The organism is Mesorhizobium huakuii, from assembly GCF_014189455.1.
In the GTDB taxonomy this organism is placed as follows: Bacteria; Pseudomonadota; Alphaproteobacteria; order Rhizobiales; family Rhizobiaceae; genus Mesorhizobium; species Mesorhizobium huakuii_A.
The window spans coordinates 1,850,821-1,875,842 of sequence record NZ_CP050296.1 but is presented as its reverse complement, the minus strand read 5'-3'; the positions used below and the strand labels follow the sequence as shown (position 1 = coordinate 1,875,842).

Below are 25,022 nucleotides of genomic sequence, written 5' to 3'. Positions count from 1 at the left end.
GCTTTTCCCGGGAGCGCGCCGGCGTCAGGGCGTTTTGGGCTTCTGGGCGGTGCCAAGCCCGGCTTTCGGCTTTTCCGGCGCCGGAGCAGGGGTCTTCATCTTCGCCTCGATCCAGCCGCCGTAATTGGCCAGCCGCGTGTAGATGCCATAGGCGTCCTTGTGGCCGCAGGCCGCACTGCCGTCGGCCGGGCCTTCGCCCCAGCTGACGACGCCGACCTGGACCGGGCCGCCGGCGCCTGTGATGAACAGCGGACCGCCGCTGTCGCCATTGCAGGCATCACGCACGCCGCTGGTGGTGCCGGCGCAGATCATGTTGCCGGTCAGCGGGTCGGTCATGTCGGCGGCAATCGCGTTGGCGGCGGCATCGATGCCCTTTTCCGAATAGCGCATGCGGTGAGACAGATCGCCAAGCGCTGCCTTCAGATCATGCGCATAGATGGCCTTGATGCCGCTGTTGCAGGCGCTGTTCGGCTGCAGATCGAGGTCGGCGACCATCAGCGTCGTCGGGAATGTCCCGTCCTGCATCTTGCCCCAGCCGGTGACGGTGGTCTTGCCGGTGTCGGGGGTCGCGTCATGGGTGAGCTTGATGGTCGGCGCATCGGCCGGCTCGGCAAGCCGGAGCAGGCCAAGGTCGTTGTCGAGCGTCTGTTCGCTGTAGCCCTCGTTGACGATGACCTGCAGCACCTTGTGGCGCTTGCCTTCGCTGAGGTCGGTGGCGCCGGTCAGCACGGTGACCGCATCAGGCGAGATCGGCTTGCCCTTGTCGTTGAGGCAGTGCGCCGCCGTCAGCACCCATTGCGGCGCGATCAGGCTGCCGCCGCAGAATTGCGCATTGGCCTGCGAGGCCGGGTTCTCGTCCAGCCTGGCGGTGGTGAGCAGCGCGACCTGGAAAGGATAGGCGCCCTTTTCGGCCTGGTTGCCGCCATAGACCCGGTCGGCGCCGTCGGGGTTCTCCGCCGCTGCCTTGGCCCTGGCCTCGGTCACCCGCTGCATCGGCGAGACCGCCGCTTCGGGCCTTGCGGTGTTTTCATCCGCCCGGCCGGTGTTGATTGAAGTAACGGCAGCGGCAATGCCAAGCAGCGATGCGGCAACGATTGGCCCGAACCGATTTGTGATGTGCACCTGAACCTCCTGAGACAATTCTCCCGCGCGGATCGACGCCGGGCATTGTGCAACGAGGTGCTGCCAGTTCGGCGATCCGCACGCGTGCCGTATCGAAACGGCGCGCGATCGGTCACAAAACCGAATCCCACTTTTGCTAACCGTGCCCGCGAGCAGAACCCGCACAAAATCCTATAGCCCCCCACGGGCTACGTGGAAGCGATTTGTCATTGCCAATCTAGGATTATTTTAGGCAGTATGTCGCGATAGGGTCTTTTGGCGGGGGCTTAGATTGACCGTGGCAAACAACGATCCGGTACGTGCGCCGATTGCCTTAACCATTTTTTTCGGTACCACCACGATCTCGACAATATTTCTGTATTTTGATCCAGTCCTTGCTGACTTTTGGGAGAGTCTCACCATGACAAAACTGACAAACGCACTCATTGCGTCTGCATTGCTTTCCACCGCAATGTGGACGGTCCCGGTCTTCGCCGCCGACCCTGGTTCCGCCAGTGCCGGTAATGGCGAAAGCATGCGGGACGTTACTTCAGGCGACTTCAAGGCCGGTCGGGCAAAACCGATCACGACACCGAAACTTACCGATGAAGACAGCCGCGCCGCGCCGCTTACCGACGAGAAGACGGCTGTCAAATCCTATGGCATCGTCGGACGGTCCGCCGATGGCAAGGAGATCAAGATCGAGCCGAGCGAAGCTCTGCGCGAGCTCATCATCAAGGAACTGAACGCGCCGGCCAATGGAGCTGAAGGTGGCCCGCGCAAGACCGAAGACCCCGGGCTTGGCGAAGGCGAAGCCGGCCGCCAGGTTTTCGGCCCCGACGATCGCGAGCAGGTCAAGAACACCAAGACCTATCCGTTCTCGGCAATCGGCTATCTCGAAGCCAAATCGGCAAAGACGGGCAGCTATGGCAGCTGTTCGGCGACGCTGATCGGCCCGCGCACCGTGCTTACCGCGGCGCACTGCCTCTACAGTCACGAGGACAAGGACTGGCTCTCCGAATACCTGTTCGTGCCGGGCCTCAACGGCAGCACCGCCGACGACGCACCGTTCGGCGCCTTCACCTATGAGAGCGCCTATGTGCTGCAGGGCTTCATCGACAACTACCAGGGCTATTACGGTTCGGTGATCCCGTGGGACCTCGGCATCATCACACTGAAGCAGGATGTCGGCACCAATCTCGGCTGGCTGGGCTACGCCAACTATGACGATCTCGGCGACTTCACCGCCAACCTCGTCGGCTATCCCGGCGACAAGCCGATGGGCACGATGTGGAAGGCAAGCTGCGAAGTGCATGCCGAGAACATCGCTCCGGAATATTTCCAGTACGACTGCGATACGTTCCCGGGGTCGAGCGGCAGCTCGGTCTATGCCTATGACACCAAGTCCAAGCAGCGCATCATCACCGGCGTCAACGTGGCGGAAAGCCCCGAAGCGAACACCGCCGTGCGCCTGAACGCCGCCAACGTCCAGTGGATCAACAGCCTGTACAAATAAAACGCGTACGCGCGGTTACAAAAAGGCGGCGGAGCAATCCCGCCGCCTTTTTTCGTGCCGATCCTTCCGCACGGCTTCTCTTGCACCAGGCAGGCACCCCGACTACGCTTGGCTAGCCAAGGGGGCGAGGCATCCAAGGGGCTCAAGGGATGGCGCGGGCAAGGGCAGTGTTCGGGGTCGCGGCCGTATCGATGCTGGCCACGCTGATGCTTTCGGCGGCTTTCGCCGATCCCGCCCCTGTCGGCGGCGCCTGGGCGGAGCGCGTGCAGATCCTCTACCAGGCCGACACACGCTCCGTGCTGCGCAGGACCGTCCGCGTCTGGGATTTCCATCCCGAGAAGAACCTCGACTTCGTCTGGGAGCCGGCGGCGGGCCAGTCGCCCGATAAGACGATCGCCGAGGATGGTACCATCAACGGCAAGGGCAGGCTGGTGTGGCGGGTGCGTGGCTCAGCGAGCTATGACCCGAAGACCGTCTATTCCAGCTATTTCGGCGATGTCAGGAACGGCCGGCCCGATGGGCAAGGCCGGCTCGAACTGCGCTCGGGCGAGGTTTTCGACGGCCATTGGCTTTCGGGAGAACTCGACGGAAAAGGCATTCATATCGATGCTGACGGCAACCGCTATGAAGGCCAATTCGTTGACAGCATCCCAAATGGCGAGGGCCGTTTGTTGTCGAAGACAGGCGAGATCTTTGCCGGCTCTTTTGTCGACGGGCTGAAGAACGGCAAAGGCCAGACCCGGCTTGCCGGCGGTACGGTCTATGAATCGCAATGGGTGATGGGCAAGGAAGTCGGCGGTTCGCGCCCGGACGTTCTGGCCGATGCCAAGGTCGGTGGCCTGCTCAAAGCTCAGGCCGGCGGTGGCGATGCCGACAAGGTCGAGATCGGCATCATCGTCGACCAGCGCATGACGCAGCAGGCCCAGACACAATACCAGCATCTGGTGCGCGACGAGGACATCGCGATCTATCCCGCGGATAATCTTTACAATGACGCCTGGAACGGCACCGGAACGGTCAACACCACCAATGTCTATGACGGTCCGGATTGGGAGGATACGCCGGCCTTTGCCGAGGTCGACCTGAAGACGACGGACGAGTCCAGGGTCAAGCTCGACAGTCTGGAAATGAAGGTCGCGGCAAGCGATGCCTACCGCAAGCCGATGCTGTCGATCTCGGAACATTTCGGCTGCATCGGCTTCCGGCCGGACTTCTCGATCGTCAACAATGGCTGGGGCGACGCCAAGGACATGAAGATGTCTATCCAGTTCACCACGGTCAACGAGGAGGGCAATCCGACCGGCCAGCCAAGCCGCATGTTCACCAAGGATATAGGCGGTTTCGGCGACGGCGTCGACGTGTCGATCAAGAGCGTGCTCGACGAGGCCGGCGTCGATACGGCGAGCCTGGAAACGGGGCGGTTTCCCTGTCCCTCGGTCGACAGTCTCAATGTCTGCCGCAGCCAGCTCACCAACAAGATCAAGTTCGGCGAGGTTGGCGACTATCTCGGCAATTTCAATCAGGCGATGACGCTGAATGCGATCGGCAAGTTGGACTATTCCTGGGCCGACGATCAGGGCAATGTCTACCAGCAGAGCGAGCCCTTCCGCGCCCAGATGACGATGGCGGTCTTCGAGACCCCTGAATCGATGGCCGAATGCGGCGATGGCGGCGGTGGCAGCCCGGAAGCGATGCGCTACCAGAACATCGAATTCCCGATCGGCAAGCACGACTACACGATCGCCATGCCGGTGCGCGGCAACAAGAATGTCAGCGCCTACACGGCGCGGCTGAAAATGTGGTCGGCGATGTCGTCGATCCACAGTTTCAGCATCGCCGCGCATTTTGCCGACGGCAGCGTGCGCGAGAGCAAGCCGGTGACCTTCTTCTATTTCCGGCCGAAGCAGTCGCTGTTCGAGACCAAGACCGAGCCAGCGGCGTGCTATCTGCCTCGCCAGATGGCCGGCTGCGGCTAAGGTATGTCGATATTCAGGTGAGGCCGGTCTGCAAACGGCCGATACCTGCGCTTCCCCGTTCTACTGCGTCGCAGTAGAACTGAGCTCACGTACGAAAAGTACGCTCCGCTCCGGTTCTCGGCATCAGCCGTTTTCGACCCGGCCTGACCTGAATCTCAACATACCTTCACGTCGAAAAACGGCAGTCGCCTATTTGCGTCCCATCTCGAAATAGTTGGGCAGCGGAATGAGGCGGGTGAAGATCGTGCCCTGGGCGAAGACGCGCAGTTCCAGCATCGATCCGGACGAGCGCTCTGCGCTCTGGTCGAACAGGAAATTGCCGAGCGAATAGACTTCCGCCACATCGCCGCCGGCAAGCGGGACGATCGCCTCGCTCGATACATGCGGATGGCCGCCGACAATGACTGAAGCGCCACGCAACCGCATCTGATCGGCAAGCATGTCTTCGCGCGCCGACGGTTCGGTCTTGTATTCGCGGCCCCAGTGGACGAAGGCGACGACCGGCCGTTCGGCATTTTCGTGCAGCAGCCTGTCAAGCAAGGCAGGGGTCAACAGGTCGGTGTTCTTCGAACCGTTGGTGTCGATGTCGGTCAGGCCGACAAGGTCGAGATCGGCAAGCGCCAGCGTCTCGCCCTGGCCGAAATGCGGGATGCCGGCCTCGTCCAGGGCGCGCAGCGTCTCGGCATAGCCGGACGGGCCGAGATCATAGGCGTGATTGTTGGCGAGGCTGACGCCGGCGACATGCAGCCGCTTCAGCATGCTGGCAGCGAGGTCTTCCGGCATGGCCAGCGTCATGTCGTCGATCGCTTCCGGCACGTTGGGCAGGATGACGCCTTCGAGATTGACGATGAGCGGCCGCGATCCGGTCAGCGCCAGGACGCTGTCGACGATCTTGTCGGCAACGCCGTCACGGACCAGGATCTTCTTCATGGCGCGGCCGAAATTCACGTCGCCAGCGAGATAGTAGATCCTGTCCTTTGGCCGCGCGGGGTTGTTGAAGCCGGGGCCAAAGGCGCCGAACAACGCCACCACGTAGCTGGTGGTGCGCTCGACATAGTCGGACGTGTGTTCCTGCGAGTTCTCGTTGGCGATCACCAGCGGCTGGGCGCCGAACAGTTCGCGCTGCAGCCTGGTCTGGATGTAGAGCGCGCCGACGGAATCGGCATGATCTGGCTGGCGAAGTGCCGCTATGCCGTCGAGCGATCCGGCGGCCAGCATGTTCAGCGTCTGCTGGTCGAAACGCCTGGCGTCATGCTGCGGCAGATAGTGCGAGAAGTCAGTGGATTCGACGATCAACGTGTCCTGGTCGACGAGGGGTTTCAGCGCCTCGGCCAGCCTGTCCCAGTCGCCGCGCTTCGCCTTCACCGACATTGCCACCGGCACGATCTTCGCCTCCGGGAAATAGTGGTGCAGGAACGGCAGCATGGCGCGCACGCCATGCTCCTTGTCGAACAGGCAGGATTCTTCGACCATGTCGCCATGCGCTTCCAGAAGGCGCACGGCTTCGGTGTCGGCCGCGACCGGGCCAAGCACGGTGTCGAAGCCGCGCACAGTGGTGGCGTAGAGCTTGTGCGTCTTGTGGAAATGGTCCGGCGACAGGATGACGATGCGCTTGTAGCGGAAGCCGGAGGCTGCCCGGAAGCCGAGCGCCACCAGTTCGGCGGCTAAAAGATGATGCGGCACGGTGATGCCGGTCAGCCGCTGGTTGGAGGGCTGGATAGTGGCGACGCTGGCGATGGCGTCCTTGAACAGCGTGGCGTCGTCGTAGAAGGGTGGGAAGTTTTCGCTACCGGGTGGGCAGACGATCGGGGCGGCCTGTGCCGTGCCGCCGAGAACCAGAGAGAAGATGATGACCGTCAGCAGGCGGGTTATCACGGCTCGGCCAACACGATGTTCTCCACGCCGCCGACATAATAGAACGGCTTCTGCTTCGACGCGGTCAGCCGCACCACTTCGCGCGAGATGAAATCGGCGAGCCCGAACAGCGTCACGCCGCCGTCGGATGTCCGCGCCTTGCCGCGCAGGCCTTCGAGGATCGAATAGGTGAAGACGCCGTGGCCGAGCTCCGGCAATTCGGCGGCGGTGTTGTTGGCCGCGGTGGCGGAGAACACGACGATGCGCGCGTCCCGCGCATCCTTTTCCAGGCGCGGGTTGAAGGCATTGGCGGCGTGGCAGGTGTCGAGCAGCATGAAGCGCATGCCCTTGGCCCGTTCGACCGATTTCTGGATATCACCCCAATCGACAAGCGACGAACGCTTCCAGCGGTCGGCATCCTGTTTGCGGCCATCGGTCGGGATGAAATAGTAGTCCTCGTCGATGTTGATGCCATGGCCGGCGACGAAGATGATGGTGGTGTCATGCTCGCCGGGTCTGTCGAGGAAATCGGCGAGCTGGTCGTCGATCGTGTGCGAGTCCGGTTCCATGATGTTGTCGGCGCTGGCGACCGTGTAGGTCTGCTGCGCCTTGTCGGGGCTCTCGTCGAGCGCCTCGCGGTTGACCAGCACCAGCGTCTCCATCGAGGAGAACAAAGGCGCCGATTTCTGCGCGATCACTTTGAGGAATTCCGTGGCATCATCGACGGGGTAGCGCAGGTCGCAGGCGTGGCCGGAGCAGGCGTCGGTCAGGAACGGATATTTGTCGACGCCGATGACGGCGACATAGAGCTTGCCCTTGGCCTCGGCCTTCTCGACCTTCCTCGCCAGCGCCGTCACGCTGCGCTCGGTCAGGTAGCCATATTCATTGGTGCCGGTGATGCGGATGGTGTTTTGGCCGTCCTCGATCGGCACCTCGACGATGGTGCTGTTGCCGTCGGCCGAATGCGTGGCAATGTCGCCGACATTGCGGCTGTTCGACAGGATCGAGAAGCCGGCGACATCGGTGCCGGCTTCCTTGGCGCCTGTGATCTCGACGGCGACATAGCCGTCGCGGACCTTGCTCTGGTCGTCGGCGAGGCGGATGCCGAATTCCGGCGGCTTGCGCTGCAAGAGCTTCTGCAACTCGTCGTCGACGCCCGGCCGCATCTCCTTCACCGCCTGTTTCGCGCTACGCAAGATGATGGCGCGGCGCACCATTTCCGGGCTCCAGAGATATTTCTTCAACTGGCCGGCGCGGATGAAGCGGCCTTCATGGTCGCGACCCTGGTTGACCTGCCAGCCGATCAGCTTGTCGCCCTCGTCGGAGGAATAGTAGTAGCCCTGCGGCATCCAGGCGATCCATTGCGAGCCGGCAAAGAACATCGACACGATCAGCTCGTGCGTCTTCAGGTTCCACAGCCTCACCGTCTGGTCGGCGCTGCCGGTGACCAGAAGACCGGCTTTCTGCGAGGCGACCATGGCGTTGATCTCGCCGGTATGGCCGGTGAATTCGCCGGAAACCCTGGCGGTCGCGGCCTTGTATTCCAGCAGCGTGCCGTCATTGCCGCCGGTGATCAGGCCAAGCCCGTTATCGATGAGCGTGAAGGCGGAATGGACAAAACCGTTGGTGGCATCGTTCTCGATCGAGCGCACCACCTTGCCGCCATTGGTGATCTCCAGCACCGCGTTTTCCAGTGCGTCCTTGCCGCCTTGAGTGGCGTGCAGCGACCACTCACCGTCGCTCAGCGCGGCGCGGGCAAACGAGCCTGGCTCCGTCAGCGGCTGCGGATCCTCGAAGAACCGCTCGGTGGTAGGCAATTCCAGCCGCTTGTCCAGCACACCCATCTGTTCCGGGCAAGCCACGCGCTCGGGACAGGGGTTGGCATTGCTCCAGGCGATGATGCCTTTCGCCGCGTCGATGCCGATGGCAGTCACCGGTTCCCCCACCCCTAGCAGCAAGGCCTTGCGGTCCCCTGTCGCCGGGTCCCAGACCTGGATGGCGTTGCGCGTGCCGCCGGCGGTCGCCACCAGCGAGCCGTCGGCATTGGCGGCGCTGGCATAGACCGTGCCATCATGGCCGGCATAGTCGAGCAGTTTCTCGCCGCTGTCGGTGTTCCAGACGATGGAGCGGTTCTTGTCGGCGCAGCGATAGCCGCAGGAGGCGACCAGAAGCGATCCCTTGGCAAAGGTCAGCGAGCCGATGAGGAAATCCTGCTTCGGCATGGCATGCACCAGTGTGCCGTCGGCCGCGCGCCAGAGCTGGACCTGGCCGTCCTTGCTGCCGGTGGCGAACAAGCTGCCGTCCTGCGAGATGGCCAGCGCCATGACGCTGATGTCCCGCAATGGCTCAGCATCAGCCGGCAAGGCGATCTCCTCGCCCTTGGTGACGTCCCACAGCCGGATGCCGTTGTCGGTCGTCGTTGCCGCCAACCGGGTTCCTCCCGCGGCGAAGGCCAGCTTGTCGATGTGCCAGGAATCGGCATCGAGCTTCTTGTCCAGCGTCCAGCCGGATGTGGCCTTGTCGTCCTGTTTCCAGAGATAGATGACGCCGTCAGCACCGCCGGCGGCAAGCGTCTTGCCATCAGGAGAGAAGGCGAGGTCATAGGTCGCGTAGTCGGCGGCCTTGAGCACGGCTTTCATCGTGCCGGTGGCGAAGTCGAACAGCCTGATGTCGCCATAGGGCGGCTTGTCGCCGAGGCCAGCGCCGAAATAGCCCCCGGCGGCGATCGTCTTGCCGTCCGGCGAGACCGCGACCGCGAAGATCTTGCCGTCATTGCCATTGCCGAGATAGCCGCGGATGGTGCGCAGCGTCACGCCGCTCTGCCAGTCCCAGATGCGGATGGTCTTGTCGTCGGATGCCGAGACCAGATCCTCGCCATCAGGTGTGAAGGCGAGGTCGGCGATCCGTGCGGTATGGCCGCCAGTGTCGAGGTCGAGATGGAAATCCGGGGCGTCCTCGGCACGGACGGCCGAGGCCGTGACCAAAGCTCCAGCCATCGCCAGCCACCTGCAGGCACGCATGAGGCGGACGCTGACCCGGGCGTTTTCCATCGCTATTTGGCGTCGGCCGCCGGTTGCCCGTTGCGCACATAGGCTTCAATCGCCGTGGCAAAAGTCGGCGAACCGGCCTTGCGCTGCTTGTCGACATAGCCGGCAAAATAACTCCAGAACGAGACGGCGTAGTCGCGGAAATAGGCATCGGTCACCTTGCGCGAACACAGGTTACCGTCGACGCAGAAGGACAGACGGTTGAGGAAATAGACGATGCGGTCGAAATTCTCGTTGAAATCGGCGAGCGGCATGTCGCCGCCGGCGGCGGTCATCGCCTCGATGCCGATGCGCTGGCGGAACACCTGTTCCTCGGTCGGCGAGGGGTTGGCGCTGAGCAGGTTGTCGTATTTGGCGTTAAGAGCGGCAAGACGATCCTTCAGCGCCCGCTGCGCCTGCTGGTAGTCCTTGGTTTCCCAGAGTTCGACCAGCGACATCGTCTGCTCGACGCGCTTCTGCTCCTGGTTGGCCAGGAACTGGTAGACCGAGAACGCCAGGGTGAAGATGATGGCGAAGCGCACCAGCAAGCCCGACCAGGCGTAGACCAGCATGCGCCAGTCGCGATCGGTGAAGGGATTGCTCTCCTTCTTGATCTCATGGCTGCTTGGCCAGGGGAAACCTTCCGTGGTTTCCGGCAGTGTCTGCTTCGCCGCCGGCGCCTTGGCGGGCGCTGCCACCTCTGCCTGCTTTGTCGTGCCCCCCGGCTTCTTCATTTGCAGTTGTCCAGTTGGATGGTGGCGGAGGGATCAAGCACGATGCCCGGCGTCTCCAGCTGCTTCTTCAGGCACTGCAGTTGCGGGCGCGAAACCATGAACTGCACGTCCGGTTCCCCAGACGCCTTTGTCGGTGACGGCAGTGCCTCGACGATGCCGCGCGAGGCACAGCTCGAGAGATCGACCACGACAGCGTTGCTGTTGCTTTTGGCGATCTGGTCGTACTGATCGAGAAAACAGGTCGCCAGTTCCGAGTTGGTGACGATCTGCTTGACGCACAGGCCGCAAGCGTCCTCTGCCGAAGCGTTGGCGATCAGCAACAGGCTGCCGGCCAAGCCGGCCACCGCCCCGCGCCAGGAAAACACAGAATTCTTCACAATCGATCCTATCTGCTTTTGTCCGGCCATCATGCGCCATGGCTGCTGCCGGGAATGTTCTCATATCGCGCCAATGGCGCAAGAGCCGGTTATACCGGGCCGCGCTGCCCTGGCACCGGAACTCAGGCGCGCGGCACCGTCTCCATCGGGAAGATCATCACCGCGCCCTTCGGGCCGCTCTTGTCGGCAAGCCGCATCACCGAACGGGTCGGCGGCGCCGCGCCGATATCGGCGAGCATGTCGGAGAAGCTGGCGGGACCGAGCCCGCGCGTCATCGACGCGACGCCGTCCTGTGCCAGGAAGCTCAGATCCTCCTTCTCGCTCTCCGGCGGCGCCTCGGTCAGCACCGCGATCATCCGCTCCATGCCGAAGCTGGTGTCGGTGAAGGCGAGCAGCCCTTCCTCCAGCGTGGCTTGCGGGGCGAGACGCTCGGCAACGATGTGGGTGATCGAATAGTCGCTGCCGACATAGAGAACGTTGATGTCGACCAGCTGGTCCGAGCTGTTCTTGGCCAGCACATGCACCTCGTCGCCCGGCGAGACGCGCGGCACAGCGGAAGCCTGCAAGGGCTCGAGCCCATCCTTGTCGCGGCGCTTGACCTGGAACTGGACGTCGACATCCTCCGGCTTGTAGTCGGAGGCCGCCGCCAGCCGCGACAGCCCGGTGGCCCGGAAGATGGTGCGCAAATTCCTGGTTGTGGCGTCGACCAGCTTCTGGCGGTCGTCCGGATGGATGATGATCAGCGGCGGCTTGCTGCCGTCCTTCAAGGTCACGTCGCCCGATGCCGGCAGGAACCACAGCGCCGGTTTGTCGGACGCATCCTTGGCCGCGCCTTCGATGGCATTCTCACGCATTACCGCGAAGCGCAGCTCGGCGCTCTTGCCGGGATCGACCAGCTCGATGTTGAAGCCGGTCTCCTTGGCCGCGGCCAGCTCGTCGAGAACCGAATTGACCAGCTCGGCTTCCTTCTCCAGTCCCTTGGTCGCCGCCGGCCGTGCGACGGTGAGCTTGTAGTCGACGGCGATCTCCGCCACCCGCGCATAGGCGTTGGCGGGAATGTCGGTGAGCTTGAGTGCCGGCTTCTTTTCGAACTCGACCGGTTTGACGTGGCTTTCCAGGTTTTTGGCCGATTGCACCTCGAGATAGCCGACCGCGTCGGACAGCGACGACAGCGCCGAGGGCAGGATGGCGAGCTTGCTGCCCGGCGTGAGGCGATGCAGCAGGCCGGCGCCGATCGTCGCCTCGCCGTCCTTGACGACGATGGGCCACTGCATGACGGCGTCGGTCTTGTCGGTGCCGAAGACGCGCGCGTCGAGTTCGCCCTCGAACAGCGGTGTCGGCCGGGTGCGGCTGTCGGCCGAATATTGCTGCAGCACGGCCTGGCCAAGCTGGCGATAGGTGACGTTGGGATTCTCCGCCAGTTTCGACAGGATGGTGAAGGTGAACAGGCCGAAGCGCGGCGCATCCGTCGTGCCCTTGGGCAGCGGCATTTCCGGCGTCGTCTCCACCGTCTGCGCGGCATAGAAGGCGACCAGCTTGCCCTTGGTGATCGGCTCGCCGCCGGTCGGTGTCAGGTTGAAGGCGGGCTTGCGCGCGCCATTCTCGTCGAGGCCGCGCGAAGCGCTTGCGACCGTGTCCTCATAGGTCTTGATGGCCGCCGCCCTGGCGGCCTCGTCGCCGCCGACCAGGTCGGCGAATTCGACCTTGCGTTCCAGCTCATCATCGACCTCGACGGCGCGGGTGGCGGTGCCGGAATGGCAGCAGTCGAAGACGGCCCAGACGAAAGCGCCCTTGTTGCGGATGGCGTCGAGCGCATCGCCGATCTCATTGTCGACCAGCGCGTTCGGCACGCCGGCGTCGCGGTTTATCCATTTCTCGATGTCGACCGGCAGGAAAATCTCGTCGAGCCCGTCGGTCTCGTCGCCCTTGACCCTTTCAGGCTGCTGGGCGCCATGGCCGGACAGATGCAGATAGACGAAATCGTCACGCTGAACCTTGGCCGCCAGGTCAGCGAGCGCCGCCTTTATCGCCGCATGGGTCGGCAAGCCATTGGCTCCGGGCACGTCCTTGGCAAGCAGCGTGACGTTTTCGGGTGCAAACCGCACCGGGTCGGGCACGTTCTTCAGCAGATACTCGTGCACCAGGCCGGCATCGTTCTTCGGCCCGATCAACCAGTTCCTCTGCGGCAGGGCAGGATATTCAGTGCAGGCGACCAGCAGCGCATGATAGGTGCGCGATGCCGCCAGTGCCCGGAACGATACCGTACCAGCCGCCATCAGCGCGGACGTGCCGACAAGCAGCGTCCGGCGTGTCAATTTGATCATATCGCTTCCCCAAGCCCGATCGAATTTCCCAAGCGAAACCACCCTCGTCGAGGATTTTGTCAGTATTTTGAATGTCGCCGCGCCATCAATCTTGCCATCACCAAATGTGCCGGCACGTCATCGATCGGCCCGGAACAACAACAGAAGAGTAGCAAAGACGACGGTTCGTCGCTATCTGATTGGGACCAGGCGGTTTGCACGGGCAAACAGCCCTGGGGATGGCGCAGGACAAGTTGGAACAGAACCATGGCGGCAAGGGATGTGCTGACGAAAAACCAGGTGTGCGTGCTCGAGAAACTCGAGGCCGCCAGCGGGCCCCTCAGCGCCTACACCTTGCTTGACCAACTGCGCGAACGCGGTTTTCGCGCGCCGCTGCAGGTCTATCGGGCGCTCGACACGCTGGTGAAGTCCGGCTTCGTCCACCGGCTGGAAAGCATCAATTCCTTCGTCGCCTGCGCCGAGCCGCACGACCACAGCCATTCGATGACCGCCTTCGCCATCTGCGACACGTGTGGGCAGGTGACCGAGATGTCCGATCACGACGTCGACCACCGGCTGAACGAATGGGTCAGTTCGACCGGCTTCGCCGCCAAGAAGGCGGTGATCGAGTTTCGCGGTGTTTGCGCAAAGTGCCGGGCCGAAGCGGCCTAAACCTTCGCTTCATCCGAGGATGACGAAGCGTTGGCGCTAATGCGCCTCGTCCCAGTTGTTCGCAGCTCGCGCATCGACGTGCAGCGGCACCGACATCGATACCGCCGGCATCGCCGCGTTCTCCATGACATGGCGCACGACGGGGATCGTCGCCTCGACTTCCGCCTCGATCGTTTCGAAGATCAGTTCGTCATGCACCTGCAGCAGCATGCGGGCCGATAGTTTCGCCTTGTCCAGCGCTTCCTCCATGCGCACCATGGCGCGGCGGATGATGTCGGCGGCGGTGCCTTGCAGGCGGGCATTGATCGAGGCGCGCTCGTTGAACGCGCGCAGCGACGGGTTGGACGACCTGATATCAGGATAGTGGATGCGGCGGCCGAAGATGGTTTCGACGAAGCCGTGCTCGCGGGCATAGGCCTTGGTTTCCTCGATATAGTCGCGGATGCCGGGGAAGCGCTCGAAGTATTTCTTGATGTAGTTGCTGGCTTCCTCGCGCGGGATCGACAGCTGGTTGGCGAGACCGAAGGCCGAGATGCCGTAGATGATGCCGAAATTGATCGCCTTGGCGCGGCGGCGGATCTCGGAAGGCATGCCTTCGACGGGCACGTTGAACATTTCCGACGCGGTGATGGCGTGGATGTCGGCGCCGTCGGCGAAAGCCTGCCGCAATTGCGGGATTTCGGCGACATGGGCAAGCACGCGCAGTTCGATCTGGCTGTAGTCGGCCGAAACCAGCCGGTTGCCCTTGTCGGCGATGAAGGCGGTTCTGATCTTGCGGCCTTCGGCGGTGCGCACCGGAATGTTCTGCAGGTTGGGATCGGAGGATGACAGACGGCCCGTCGTCGTCGCGGCGAGCGCATAGGAGGTGTGGACGCGTTTGGTATCCGGATGGATGAAGCCGGGCAGCGCATCGGTATAGGTCGACTTCAGCTTGGTCAGCTGGCGCCAGTCGACGATCTTGCGCGGCAGTTCGTGGCCCTCGGCGGCGAGGTCTTCCAGCAGCTGCGCCGAGGTCGACCATTGGCCGGTCTTGGTCTTGGAACCGCCGGGCAGGCCCATGCGACCGAACAAGATGTCGCCGAGCTGCTTGGGGGAGCCGATGTTGATGCGCTCGCCGATGAGCTGGTAGATTTCCTCTTCCAGGCGGGCAGCGCCCTGCGCCAGTTCGCCCGACAGCCTGGACAGGATCTGCCGGTCGACCGAAATGCCGCGCTGTTCCATGCGCGCCAGCACTGGCACCAGCGGCCGTTCCAGCCGCTCATAGACCGAGACCAGCCCCTTGGCGGCAAGCCGTGGCTTCAGCACCAGCCAGAGCCGCAGCGTCACATCGGCGTCCTCGGCGGCGTGCGCCGTCGCCCTATCGACGTCGACCTGGTCGAAACCGACCGAGCTCTTGCCGGAGCCGGTCACGTCCTTGAGCTGGAGCGGGGTGTGGCCAAGCCATTTCTCGGCCAGTGCGTCCATGCCATGACCGTGCGGGGTACCGGCATCGAGCACGTAGGAGATCAGCATGGTGTCGTCGAACGGCGCGACATCGATGCCGTAGCGGCTCATGATGACCAGATCGTATTTCAGGTTCTGCGCGATCTTGAGGACCGATCTGTCCTCGAGCAGCTGTTTCAGCACGGCCAGCGCCTCGCGAAGCGGGATCTGGTTTTCGAGCGTGCCGCCGCCGAGCAGGTCACCATTGCCGCTCTTGTGGGCGAAGGGAATGTAGGCAGCGCGGCCGGGCGCTGTGGCTATTGCCATGCCGATCAGTTCGGCCTGCATCGGATCACCCGACGTCGCCCTGACGTCGAAGGCGGTGATGCCAGCCTCACGCGCCTCGGCGACCCAGGCTTTCAGCGTCGCGATATCGCGAATGCAGGGATAGGCTGCCGTGTCGATCTTGCCGGTGGCCGCACGCTCCAGCCGCAAGGCTGAGAGCAGGGAAGGGGTATCGCCTTGCTTGGCAATATCCGTCGTCGGTGTGGTGGCTGCCACTCCATTGGCCTGGGCCGGCTCGGCACCACTCCGGGCCACAGCAGGCGCTCCGGCCCCGACATCAGGGCCGTGCGCGTTGTCGGCTCGCTCGACGGTCACGGCGACGGCCTGGACGTCGCCGGCCTCGGTGCTGGTCGCTTCCGCCACGCGGCGGGTCAGCGAGGTGAATTCCATGGTCTTGAGGAAGCCGATCAGCTTCGGCCCGTCCGGCGCATGCAGGACGAAATCGTCCAGCCCGTCGGTCACCGGCACGTCGTTCTTCAGCGTCACCAACTGGCGCGAGATCAGCGCCTTGTCAGTGTTGGCGATGATCGATTCGCGCCTCTTGTCCTGTTTGATCTCGCCGGCGCGGGCCAGCAGCCCGTCGAGGTCGCCGAACTGCTCCAGCAACTGCGCCGCCGTCTTCGGGCCGATGCCGGGCACGCCGGGCACATTGTCGACGGAATCGCCGGTCAGCGCCTGCAGGTCGACCATCTTTTCCGGCGGCACGCCCCATTTCTCGATGACCTCGGGGATGCCGATCTGACGGTCCTTCATCGGGTCGTACATGCCGACCGTGTCGCCGACCAGCTGCATCAAGTCCTTGTCGGAGGAGATGATGGTGGTGTCGCCGCCGGCTTCGCGGGCCAGCCGGCAATAGGTGGCGATGAGATCGTCGGCCTCGAAGCCTTCCATCTCGATGCAGGGCAGGTTGAAGGCCTTGGTCGCCTGGCGGATCAGGCCGAATTGCGGGATCAGGTCCTCCGGCGGCGCCGAACGGTTGGCCTTGTATTCGGGGTAGAGCTCGTTGCGGAAGGTTTTCGAGGAATAATCGAAAATGACCGCGAAATGCGTCGGCACAATGCCTACATCGGTGTTGCGGGCATCCTGCATCAGCTTCCACAGCATGTTGCAGAAACCGGAAACGGCACCGACCGGAAGGCCATCGGATTTGCGGGTCAGCGGCGGCAGTGCGTGATAGGCCCGGAAGATGTACCCGGAACCGTCGATGAGGAAGAGATGATCGCCTTTTTTCATGCCGGCAGGGATAGCGCGGCGCGATGGCTTGGTCCATGCCAAAGACACCGCCAGGTATCGGTTCCGGCAACACCCTGACAGATTGGGGTTCTATAAGCCCGCTCACGAGCACGTTACAAAAGTGTAACGTTGATGCCCTTGAATCGCCACGTTCGGAGACCCAAATACACGTTATCGGCAGTTTTCGCCGAAGTCCGGAGCAAGGCCCGTCCCCCGCCTATCCCGGACAATTGCGGCAGCCTATCCCCCCTCTCCGGGCTGCCGCATCGTTTCGAGTATGAGGCCGCCGTGGTTCCCCCTCCACCACGGCGGTCTTTTTTGCCTAAAGCGCATCGCGTTTGATCGGATTCAGGCGATGCGCTTTAGGTCATTGTTTTTATGCATGTCGTTCTCCCAAAACCGGGGCCACTTTTGGGCGACATGCATTAGCGGCAGCCGACTGGCGCCGTGGTCCAATGGTCCCGGGCTTTTCGTTTCGCCGCTCTGCCTTTACGGTTCCGGCACTGAATCGAAAGGCTTGCCAAATGTCCGCAGTTTCCCCCGTTCTCGACCGTCTCGACAAGAATCTCGACCAGAGCCTGGAACGCCTGTTCGGCCTGCTCAGGATCAAGTCGATCTCCACCGATCCGGCCTATGCCGCCGACTGCCGCAAGGCGGCGGAATGGCTGGTGGCGGAGCTCAAGCTGATCGGCTTCGATGCCAGCGTGCGCGACACGCCAGGCCACCCGATGGTGGTTGCGCATCATGAGGGGCCGGCAGGCGCGCCGCATGTGCTGTTCTATGGCCATTACGACGTGCAGCCGGTCGACCCGATCGAATTGTGGGAGAACGATCCGTTCGCGCCGGCGGTGAAGGAGGTTGGGCCCGACCACAAGGTGATATCAGGGCGCGGCTCGGCCGACGACAAGGGCCAGTTGATGACTTTCGTCGAGGCTTGCCGCGCCTGGAAACAGGTGCATGGCAATCTGCCGTGCCGTGTCACCATCCTGTTCGAAGGCGAGGAGGAGTCCGGTTCGCCGTCGCTGAAACCGTTCCTCGAGGCCAATGCCGAGGAGCTCAAGGCCGACTTCGCGCTGGTCTGCGATACCGGCATGTGGGACCGCGACACGCCGTCGATCTGCGTGGCACTGCGCGGGCTGGTCGGCGAGGAGATCACGGTCAAGGCCGCCGACCGCGACCTGCATTCCGGCCTCTATGGCGGGGCCGCCGCCAATCCGATCCGCATCCTGGCCAAGGTGCTGGCCGACATCCACGACAAGGATGGCCACATCACCATTCCGGGTTTCTATGACGGTGTCGAAGAAACGCCGACGCAGGTGCTGAAATCATGGGAGACGCTTGGCGAGACGGCCGAGACCTTCCTCGGGCCTGTCGGCCTGTCGATCCCGTCGGGCGAAAAGGGCCGCTCGGTGCTGGAATTGACCTGGGCGCGGCCGACGGCCGAGTTCAACGGCATTATCGGCGGCTATACCGGCAAGGGATTCAAGACGGTGATCGCGGCGGAAGCCTCGGCGAAAGTGTCCTTCCGCCTCGTCCACAAGCAGGACCCGGCGAAAATCCGCGCCGCCTTCCAGCTATTCGTGAAGGAGCGCATTCCGGCCGACTGTTCGGTCGAATTCCATCCGCATGGCGGCTCGCCGGCAATCCAGCTTTCCTACGACTCGCCGTTCCTGGCCAAGGCCAAGACTGCGCTGTCCGACGAATGGCCGAAGCCGGCGGTGACGACCGGCAGCGGCGGCTCGATCCCCGTGGTCGGCGACTTCCAGACCTATCTTGGCATGGAATCGCTGCTGGTCGGGTTCGGCCTCGACGACGACCGCATCCATTCGCCCAACGAGAAATATGAGCTCTCCTCCTTCCACAAGGGGCAGCGCTCCTGGGCGCGTATTCTCGATGCGCTGACACGCTGAGCGGCGGAAAAGTCGTTTTCTTGTTGATTTTTCACCGGATCGCGGCGAGGACGGGGAACGCCGCGACCGGAGAAGACAATGGCCGACATCCGTTTCCACAAGCATGATTTGCCCGACCTTTCGCATTACAATGTCGGGGCGGTGGCCATCGACACCGAGACGCTGGGGCTGAACCCGCATCGCGACCGGTTGTGCGTGGTACAAATCTCGCCTGGCGACGGCAGCGCCGATGTCATCCAGATCGCACCCGGCCAGAAGAAGGCACCGAACCTCGTCAGCCTGCTCAAGAATCGCAACGTGACGAAGCTCTTCCATTTCGGCCGGTTTGACCTTGCCGTGCTCTACAATGCGTTCGGGGTGATGGCCGAACCAGTGTTCTGCACCAAGATCGCCTCACGGCTGACCCGCACCTATACCGACCGGCATGGGCTGAAGGACATCTGCTTCGAGCTTCTCGGCGTCGGCCTGTCCAAGGCGCAGCAATCGTCGGACTGGGCGGCCGAGATGCTGTCGCCCGAGCAGCTCGAATATGCCGCCTCCGATGTGCTCTATCTGCACCGGTTGCGCGATGTGCTGGCCGGGCGGCTGGCGCGCGAGGGGCGGACCAAGGAGGCCGATGCCTGCTTCCGCTTCCTGCCGACGCGGGCCAAGCTTGACCTGATGGGCTGGGACGAAGAGGATATCTTCGCTCACAGCTGATCGCTTGAAAGCCTCCTGGCCGGTGGCCGGCTGGAACCAGATGCCGGCCGCCGCGTTTTGTCGGCGCAGGTTAACGGCTCAATGGGGGATTGGATGGCCGACCGAAAGCCGATATCGACTGCGCCGACAGACGGCTCCAAGGTTTCTGTCATGTGGAAAGACAGCGACGGCGTCGTGAACGAATCCATCGCGCAATATCGCGATGGCGGCTGGTGGGTCTATACCGACAGCCACACGCAAAAGAAGGTCGAACCGACCAGCTGGCGGCCCACTGCCGGTGACGATGACGATTAGGGCAGTTCGCCATTTCACAGAAATGGCGAACTACCCCAACTCCTTGTTTTGATGCAATTCCGGACGGAAAACCGCTTCGCACTTTTCCTGGAATTGCTCTAGTGAGCGCGAAGCTGGCGAGGCCAGCTGCTTTCGAATAGCTTGAAGCCGTTGATATCGGGGCCGATTCGGAGCCTTCCGCTCCGCCATCGCGCTTTTGCTCGGAGGAAATCGTTATGGGTGTCGAAAGCCTTCTCGTCTTCATCATCATCGGTGCCATCGCCGGCTGGCTCGCCGGTCTCATCGTTTCCGGTTTCGGCTTCGGCCTGATCGGCAACATTATCGTCGGCATCGTCGGCGCGTTTATCGCCGGCTGGCTGTTGCCGCGGATCGGCTTTTCCATCGGCGGCGGCATTCTCGCTTCCATCATCCACGCCACGATCGGCGCCATCATCCTTTTGGTGCTGGTCAAGGTCTTGAAGCGAGCGTGAAGCTCGACATCAGAAAGAGCGCGCCATGAAGCAGAACACACTCTATCTCCTCATTGGCGCGCTCGTCGTCGTGGTCATTGCTCTCGGCATCTATGTCTACCGCGAGCAGACGAAGCCGAAAGGCGTCGAACTCAAGATCGACGACAAGGGCATTTCGATCCAGCAGAACTGAGCCTGCCGATAATTGGCGGATGCAGGAGCGCGCTATGGGGGCTTCCGAGGCGCCGGAAGGTGAAAATCCGCCCAGGATTTCCATTGCGGAATGGGAGCGGCTGAACAGGCCGCCACGACGCGAGGCGCTGCTGCGCTATCGCTGGCGGACTTTTCGCTTCCTGAGGACATCTGCGCCGGTCAGTGAATTGCAGGGGCGACAGCAAGCGTTTCGCAACGCGATCGTAGCCAGCGTCGCCTTCAACCGGCCCGATGTGATCGCATGGCAAATCCATCTCGTGCGCCGATACCTGGCCGAGCACGAGAGCTACATCGTCTTCGACAACAGCAAGAAGGAGGAGGCAAGGGGCGCCATACGCGACCTCTGCCGTCGCCAGCACGTGCCCTATGTCGCCTTGCCGAGGAACAGGCTTGTCGTCAGCAGATCGCATGGCCAGGCACTCAACTGGATCGTGCGGAATTTCATGACCGGCTTCGGGCCGAAGCTCTTCGGCTTCATCGACCATGATATCTTTCCAACGGGACCGTTTTCGATCCGTGACCGGCTTGAAGGCAAGAGCCTCTATGGCAGTATGCGGCACGACACGCCGACGCCGGGCGGCTGGTTCCTATGGCCTGGCTTCTGCTTCTTCGACGGAAGCCTGCTGCGGCGACCGCTGGATTTCGCCCCGAGCTACAGGTTTCATATGGATTCCGGCGGCGGCAACTGGCCGCTGCTTTACCGGTCGATAGATCCGGCGTCGGTCAGGTTCACGCAGAACAGCTTGCTTCGCTTCGGCGAGGGAGATGATCAGCATGAGGACTTTTTCATGTTGGTTGATGGCTGGCTGCATGTAACGAATGCCTCGAACTGGCGAAAACAGCCGGTCGATAGGCGCGAACACCTCGTTGCCCTGCTACGGCAAGCCGGTGGTCCTGACCAGCCGGATGTGACGTTCGAGCCGATCTGAAAAATGGGGGCATCACATCGCTCGATTTCCAGATGGCGGGCAGCCTTGATCGATAGAAGCGAGGAGCATGGCTGTCGCCCCGAAATCCAGGGGTTGCGCGGCGTTGCCGTCGCCCTGGTGGTGGTTTTCCATCTCTGGCCCATGGTTCTTCCCGGGGGCTATGTCGGGGTGGACGTGTTTTTCGTCATCTCGGGCTTTCTCATCACCGGTCTGCTTGCCCGCATGGCGACAGCCGGCGGCCGCGCCTGGCTGGTCACATTCTATTCGCGGCGGGTGCGGCGGCTGTTGCCGGCGGCGGTCCTGGCCCTTCTCGTCACGCTCGCCGGGACGCTGTTGTTTCTGTCCAAGGCGCGATGGGAAGAGACGGCCGTCCAGGTCGCGGCCAGCGCGCTCTACGTGCAGAACTGGCGGCTCGCCTTGCAGGCGGTCGACTATCTCGGGGCGGCGGAAGCGCCAAGCCCGGTGCAGCATTACTGGTCGCTGTCGATCGAGGAGCAGTTCTATATCGTCTGGCCGTTGCTGGTGGCGGCGGTCATCTGGCTTGCCCGGCGTCTCGGGCGATCCCCGAAGGCTGCATTGCTGGTCGCACTGACCCTTGTTTTCGCCGGATCCCTGGCGGCCTCGGTGGTCGTGACCCAAGCCGATCCGGCCTGGGCCTATTTCGTTACCCATACCCGTCTCTGGGAACTGGCGCTGGGCGGGCTGTTGGCGCTGGCCGGCGAAGGGTTCTCGCCAGCGGCGCCATCGCGCCTTGCCATGGTGGCGGCAGGTATCGGCGCCATCGTGATCTCGGCGTTGCTGTTTTCCGCCTCGACACCGTTTCCCGGCTTCCACGCCTTGCTGCCGACCCTGGGCGCCGTGCTGGTCATAGCGGCTGGCGATATCAGGCTTGGCCGGTTCCGCGGGCTCGACGTTACGATCCTGCGCTATGTCGGCGATCGCTCTTATTCGATCTACCTCTGGCACTGGCCGCTGATTGTCTTCTACACGGCAGATCGCCCCGCTGTCGGAGTGCTTGCGGGGCTTGGGCTGATGGCGCTGACGCTCGGCATCTCCGAGCTGTCATACCGCTATATCGAACAGCGGTACCGCCGGCCGCAATCGCGAACAGAATGGCGCCCGCTGGCCTACGGTTCGGCTGCAATTGCCGTCTGCGTGATAGCATCCGGCGGTCTTGGCTACGCGCTCGACCGTCAAGGCGTCGACATCAACCTGATCGGAACCCCTGGATATCCCGGGCCTGCCGCGCTGCTGGCCAATGCCGCGGTTCCGGATGGCGTGGAGTTGCTGCCGCCGCTTGGCAAGCTGAAGCGCGACGTGCCGGTCGTCTACCGCCTGAAATGCCACCAGGAGCAGGACAGCACGGAGCCGGTGGGCTGCCAGCTGGGCGATCCGGAGGGAAGCCGGACCATTGTGGTCACCGGCGATTCGCATGCCGCGCAATGGGTTCCCGCCATCGACAAGATCGCCAGGGACCACAAATGGAAACTGGTCACCTTCACCAAGGCGGCTTGCCCTTTCACCCGCGCTGTGGTGACGGAAAACGGCAAACCCTATGAAGCCTGTGTGCAATGGCGCGACAATGTGCTGGCCGAGATCGGCAAGCTACGGCCCGATCTGATGTTCACCAGCCAGTCGCGCTACTCCGACACGCCGGAGCCGGCGATGATCGAAGGCCTGCGCAGCATCTGGAGCGAGTTGAACAAAACGGGTGTCAAGATCATCGCCATCCGCAACACGCCCTTCGTCAAGTTCGATCCCGGCGACTGCCTGGCCGCCGACCCCGACAAATGCATCACCGCGCGCAACGAGGTGGAGGCAAGCAACGTCTTTGCGCTCGCCGCCGCGCCATTGCCTGATGTCCGTGTCGTCGACATGAACGATGCCTTGTGCGGCAAGGAAACATGCGCCGCTGTTGTCGGCAACATCGTCGTCTGGCGCGATTATCACCATATGACGGCGACCTACGCGCTGGCGCTCGCGCCCTATCTGGCGAAGGCGGCGGGACTCTAACCGGTATGGCCTGGGAATCCCTGTATTGCGCTTGACCGTCGAGGGCGCGATCGGGCTTAGTCGGCACCATCAAAGCGGGGCAAACAGTCGTCGATGGACCGGGAACAATTAGACACTTCTCGGTCCTTTCCATCGTTCGATATCCTGGGCGGGTCGCGAATGATCCCCGGGATCGCCTTCAAGGTCAGCGCGGCGGTGCGGGCGGCGCTTTCGGCGATCGGACGCACGGAGGATCTGCGCTTTTCACCGGACAATCGATTGCTGGCAATTGCCGGCTATGCGCGCAAGCGCCTGCTGGTCCTGCGCGTCGACATCAGGGCCGGATCCGATGGCCCTGAAGTCACGATCCACGATTTCATGGAGCTGACATCAGACGATATGGGCGAAATCCATGGCCTGGATTTCATCGATGACCGCACCCTGGCGATCGCCAACCGCGACGGGTTGGTTGCGATCTTCAGCCTGCCGCGCGAGGAACCGGCCGGCCAAAGCCGCGCGATATCAGCCATGCGCCGGGTGAAGGGCAGGCGGCTATGCAAACTGAATTCGCCGGGTTCGATTGCCGTCAGGCTGGAGTCGCACGGCCGCGTCAGCCTGCTGGTCTGCAACAACTACACGCATCTGGTCACCCGACACGTGGTCAACCGGTGGCTCGGCTATCGCACGACGAGCAACCAGCGGCTGCTGGAACGTGGTCTCGATATACCGGACGGCATTGCCCTCAGCCATGACGGCCGCTGGATCGCGGTCAGCAGCCACGGCACCCAGGATGTGAAACTCTACCGCATGTCCGCGTCGCTTGGACCAGACACCGAACCTGCCGGCGTCCTGCAGAATGCCGGCTATCCGCACGGCGTGCGCTTCACCGGCGACGACCGGCATATCCTCGTCGCCGACGCGGGCAGCCGGATGGTGCATGTCTATGCGGGAGACGGTGACTGGACGGGACCGCGAGCGCCCGCGCGCTCGGTCACCGTGCTCGACGAGGACACCTTCCTGCGCGGCAGGGCCAGCCCCGAGGAAGGCGGCCCGAAAGGCCTCGACATCGACCGGTCGAACAGCGTCGTGGCGGTGACCTGCGAGGAGCAGACGCTGGCCTTTTTCGCGCTGTCGTCGATACTCGGTGGGGTTGAAAATTGCCGGCAAGACGGGGCCATTGCATCGGCGTAGTGCCGGAAGCGCGCTTGCGCCCACATGGAATTAGAATGACGGATCGACGCTTCGGCGCTATGATGTCGATACAGGGCGTTTGGGGTCAACCAACTATTACTAGGAGGTTGCCATGAAACACCAAACACTGGACCAACTGCATGCAGTGGCCGAGGTCAACACACAGCCGGTAATGAGCCGAACCCAACGTCTCGCACGTTGGGCCGAGCTTCTTGAACGTGAGCCCAGCCGGCTGCTGACCGCGCTTGCCGGGACCGAATACCGTGCGCTGCCGGAGCGCGATGTCATGCGAGGCGATGGCTCGCCGATAGCGGTTGCCTTCACGGACCCCATTTTGCACGACGAGGGTCTGAAAGACGACAGTTATGGCGAAGCCAAGCGCTTCTTCGAGCTGACCGACCACCAACTGCACGAGATCGTCTGCTACTGCCATGTCGGCGAGGTTATGCAATCGTCCAGGGCAGCGCTCTCGGTCCGTGCGGCGATCGGCTGACGCATGTCCACCAGGTGATCACCTGGTGATGGGTGATTTGGGGCGCGGTCGAACGCGAAGCTGTGACCATTTGCGATCGCGCCCTAATGCGGAACATGTCCGCGACTGCATGGGTCGCGGTTGAGAGTGGTTTGGGGCTGCGCCCCGGACTGTTCCATCGCGGCGGGCCGCTTGCCAGCGTCAAAATCAGGGGCCTTGAACAGAGCGCCAACTGCGCACCAACTGCCGGACCCCAGGCATTTGATTATCAATCGCTTTGAATTTTTCCGACTTAACCCGCCCTTAAATCGCCG

19 protein-coding genes are annotated in these 25,022 nt (G+C 62.9%); 12 read left to right on the top strand and 7 right to left on the bottom strand.

The window, feature by feature from the left end; translation table 11 throughout:
* Nucleotides 1-24 precede the first annotated feature (24 nt).
* Nucleotides 25-1,122: a S1 family serine peptidase gene (locus HB778_RS09165; RefSeq protein WP_183463209.1), complete on the bottom strand. Its 1,098-nt coding sequence runs from the start codon at nt 1,120-1,122 to the stop codon at nt 25-27.
* 400 nt (nt 1,123-1,522) lie between these two features.
* Here HB778_RS09165 and HB778_RS09160 point away from each other — a divergent pair, with 400 nt between their 5' ends.
* Together HB778_RS09160 and HB778_RS09155 are read left to right on the top strand one after the other, a co-directional pair.
* Nucleotides 1,523-2,617: a trypsin-like serine peptidase gene (locus tag HB778_RS09160; protein ID WP_183463207.1), complete on the top strand. Its 1,095-nt coding sequence runs from the start codon at nt 1,523-1,525 to the stop codon at nt 2,615-2,617.
* Between the two features lie 149 nt (nt 2,618-2,766).
* Nucleotides 2,767-4,593 (top strand): MORN repeat-containing protein, encoded by a 1,827-nt coding sequence (locus HB778_RS09155; protein WP_183463205.1) that lies wholly within the window; start codon nt 2,767-2,769, stop codon nt 4,591-4,593.
* A gap of 189 nt (nt 4,594-4,782) precedes the next feature.
* On the opposite strand, the gene amrB is transcribed toward HB778_RS09155, so the two are convergent.
* The 5 genes from amrB to HB778_RS09130 all read right to left on the bottom strand — a co-directional run bounded on the left by amrB (nt 4,783) and on the right by HB778_RS09130 (nt 12,908).
* The gene (gene amrB, locus HB778_RS09150) at nt 4,783-6,468 is read right to left on the bottom strand and encodes an AmmeMemoRadiSam system protein B (protein WP_183463203.1); all 1,686 of its coding nucleotides are present in this window, start codon (nt 6,466-6,468) and stop codon (nt 4,783-4,785) included.
* A complete protein-coding gene (locus tag HB778_RS09145; protein ID WP_244661876.1) occupies nt 6,465-9,443 on the bottom strand; it encodes a caspase family protein in 2,979 nt (992 codons plus the stop codon). The genes amrB and HB778_RS09145 overlap by 4 nt, the downstream gene beginning before the upstream one ends.
* Nucleotides 9,444-9,499: 56 nt before the next feature.
* Nucleotides 9,500-10,207, bottom strand: coding sequence for a DUF4760 domain-containing protein (locus tag HB778_RS09140; RefSeq protein ID WP_183463199.1), 708 nt, complete (start codon nt 10,205-10,207; stop codon nt 9,500-9,502).
* Nucleotides 10,204-10,584, bottom strand: a complete 381-nt coding sequence (locus HB778_RS09135) for a hypothetical protein (protein WP_183463197.1) — start codon at nt 10,582-10,584, stop codon at nt 10,204-10,206. The genes HB778_RS09140 and HB778_RS09135 overlap by 4 nt, the downstream gene beginning before the upstream one ends.
* Before the next feature lie 122 nt (nt 10,585-10,706).
* Entirely contained in the window at nt 10,707-12,908 is a 2,202-nt protein-coding gene (locus tag HB778_RS09130; protein WP_183463195.1) for a caspase family protein, read from the bottom strand.
* A 246-nt stretch (nt 12,909-13,154) separates the two neighbouring features.
* On the opposite strand from HB778_RS09130, the gene HB778_RS09125 reads away from it, so the two are divergent.
* The gene (locus HB778_RS09125) at nt 13,155-13,559 is read left to right on the top strand and encodes a Fur family transcriptional regulator (protein WP_095199553.1); all 405 of its coding nucleotides are present in this window, start codon (nt 13,155-13,157) and stop codon (nt 13,557-13,559) included.
* A gap of 36 nt (nt 13,560-13,595) precedes the next feature.
* Here the strand turns inward: HB778_RS09125 and polA are convergent, their stop codons facing one another.
* Nucleotides 13,596-16,559, bottom strand: coding sequence for a DNA polymerase I (polA, locus tag HB778_RS09120; RefSeq protein WP_183463193.1), 2,964 nt, complete (start codon nt 16,557-16,559; stop codon nt 13,596-13,598).
* A gap of 524 nt (nt 16,560-17,083) precedes the next feature.
* On the opposite strand from polA, the gene HB778_RS09115 reads away from it, so the two are divergent.
* The 9 genes from HB778_RS09115 to HB778_RS09075 all read left to right on the top strand — a co-directional run bounded on the left by HB778_RS09115 (nt 17,084) and on the right by HB778_RS09075 (nt 24,729).
* Nucleotides 17,084-18,469, top strand: a complete 1,386-nt coding sequence (locus HB778_RS09115; protein WP_183463191.1) for a M20/M25/M40 family metallo-hydrolase — start codon at nt 17,084-17,086, stop codon at nt 18,467-18,469.
* Between the two features lie 78 nt (nt 18,470-18,547).
* Nucleotides 18,548-19,168, top strand: coding sequence for a ribonuclease D (locus HB778_RS09110; RefSeq protein WP_183463189.1), 621 nt, complete (start codon nt 18,548-18,550; stop codon nt 19,166-19,168).
* Between the two features lie 93 nt (nt 19,169-19,261).
* On the top strand, nt 19,262-19,462 hold the full coding sequence (locus tag HB778_RS09105; RefSeq protein ID WP_183463187.1) for a hypothetical protein: 201 nt from the start codon (nt 19,262-19,264) through the stop codon (nt 19,460-19,462).
* 215 nt (nt 19,463-19,677) lie between these two features.
* A complete protein-coding gene (locus tag HB778_RS09100) occupies nt 19,678-19,932 on the top strand; it encodes a GlsB/YeaQ/YmgE family stress response membrane protein (RefSeq protein WP_095199549.1) in 255 nt (84 codons plus the stop codon).
* A 25-nt stretch (nt 19,933-19,957) separates the two neighbouring features.
* Nucleotides 19,958-20,104, top strand: a complete 147-nt coding sequence (locus HB778_RS09095; protein ID WP_082525739.1) for a hypothetical protein — start codon at nt 19,958-19,960, stop codon at nt 20,102-20,104.
* A gap of 34 nt (nt 20,105-20,138) precedes the next feature.
* Nucleotides 20,139-21,053: a hypothetical protein gene (locus HB778_RS09090; RefSeq protein WP_183463185.1), complete on the top strand. Its 915-nt coding sequence runs from the start codon at nt 20,139-20,141 to the stop codon at nt 21,051-21,053.
* Nucleotides 21,054-21,098: 45 nt separating this feature from the next.
* Nucleotides 21,099-23,066, top strand: coding sequence for an acyltransferase family protein (locus HB778_RS09085; protein WP_183463183.1), 1,968 nt, complete (start codon nt 21,099-21,101; stop codon nt 23,064-23,066).
* Nucleotides 23,067-23,225: 159 nt separating this feature from the next.
* Nucleotides 23,226-24,236: a YncE family protein gene (locus HB778_RS09080; RefSeq protein ID WP_183463181.1), complete on the top strand. Its 1,011-nt coding sequence runs from the start codon at nt 23,226-23,228 to the stop codon at nt 24,234-24,236.
* Nucleotides 24,237-24,348: 112 nt separating this feature from the next.
* Nucleotides 24,349-24,729 (top strand): hypothetical protein, encoded by a 381-nt coding sequence (locus HB778_RS09075; RefSeq protein WP_095199545.1) that lies wholly within the window; start codon nt 24,349-24,351, stop codon nt 24,727-24,729.
* Nucleotides 24,730-25,022: the final 293 nt, after the last annotated feature.